This window comes from Chryseobacterium sp. DT-167, assembly GCF_058310155.1.
Genome location: NZ_JBZEEQ010000045.1, coordinates 1 through 858, shown reverse-complemented (window position 1 = coordinate 858; position 858 = coordinate 1). Strand labels below are relative to the sequence as shown.

1 protein-coding gene is annotated in these 858 nt (G+C 67.4%); it reads left to right on the top strand.

Going from position 1 to position 858, the window contains the following annotated elements:
• Positions 1 to 143 precede the first annotated feature (143 nt).
• Positions 144 to 719 carry a TetR/AcrR family transcriptional regulator gene (locus AC4FQ5_RS19630; RefSeq protein ID WP_491146207.1) on the top strand — a complete coding sequence of 192 codons (576 nt, stop codon included), beginning with the start codon at positions 144 to 146 and terminating at the stop codon, positions 717 to 719.
• Positions 720 to 858 lie beyond the last annotated feature (139 nt).

Genomic DNA, 858 nt, shown 5'->3' with positions numbered 1-858 from the left:
ACTCACGAGCGTGGGAAGAATCCGGGGCGGTCGGGCGGTGGAAGCAGGGGAAGCGGTTGACGCGGACATGGCAGAACTCCTTATGTAATCATGCGATTATTACATAAGGCATCGCGCGATTACAAGTGCCTTACACTGGAGCCATGTCCTCCCCCTCGACCGCCCCCCGAATCCCTGCCGCGGAGCGGCGGACCCGCACGATCGCGTCCGCTACCGACGTGTTCGCGGCGCACGGATACCACGGCACGACGACCGACCAGATCGCGCGAGCGGCGGGGATCAGCCAGCCCTATGTCGTCCGCATGTTCGGCGGCAAGGAGGCGCTGTTCCTCGAGGTCATGCGCGACTCGCTCGACCGCATCCTCCAGGTGTTCCGTTCGGCACTCGCGGCGTCGGACGACGGGAAGGCCGTCGCCGCCCTCGGAGCCGCCTACGTCGAACTCGCCCGTACCGAGCGCGTCCACGTCATCCTGCTGCAGGCCTTCGCGGCGAGCGCCGACTCCGTCGTGGGCCCGAGAGCACGGCGCGGCTTCGTCGAGATCCTCGACTTCCTCACGACGGAGGCCGGCCTGACCATGAGCGAGGCAGAAGGTTTCCTCGCCCGCGGCATGCTCATCAACACTCTCATGGTGCTCGGCACGGACGCGGAGTCGTCGCCCGAGTTGCACGGTCTCTTCCAGCACATCCTCGACGACGGCGCCGCGGAGCCGGACGCCTAGAGCCTCGGCCCCGCGACAACGAGAGGAGAGTCGATCCCTCGCGTCGCCCGGATGGTGATCGTCAGGGAACGAGGTCGATGAGCAGCCAGCGGCCCGAGTCGTTGCGCTCGCGGCGCAGCTTGAGCCAGTGTCCCGACGG

What these genes read in the sequence shown, in the direction of transcription:
- AC4FQ5_RS19630 (WP_491146207.1), top strand. Translation starts at nt 144, where the DNA reads ATGTCCTCCCCCTCGACCGCCCCCCGAATCCCTGCCGCGGAGCGGCGG.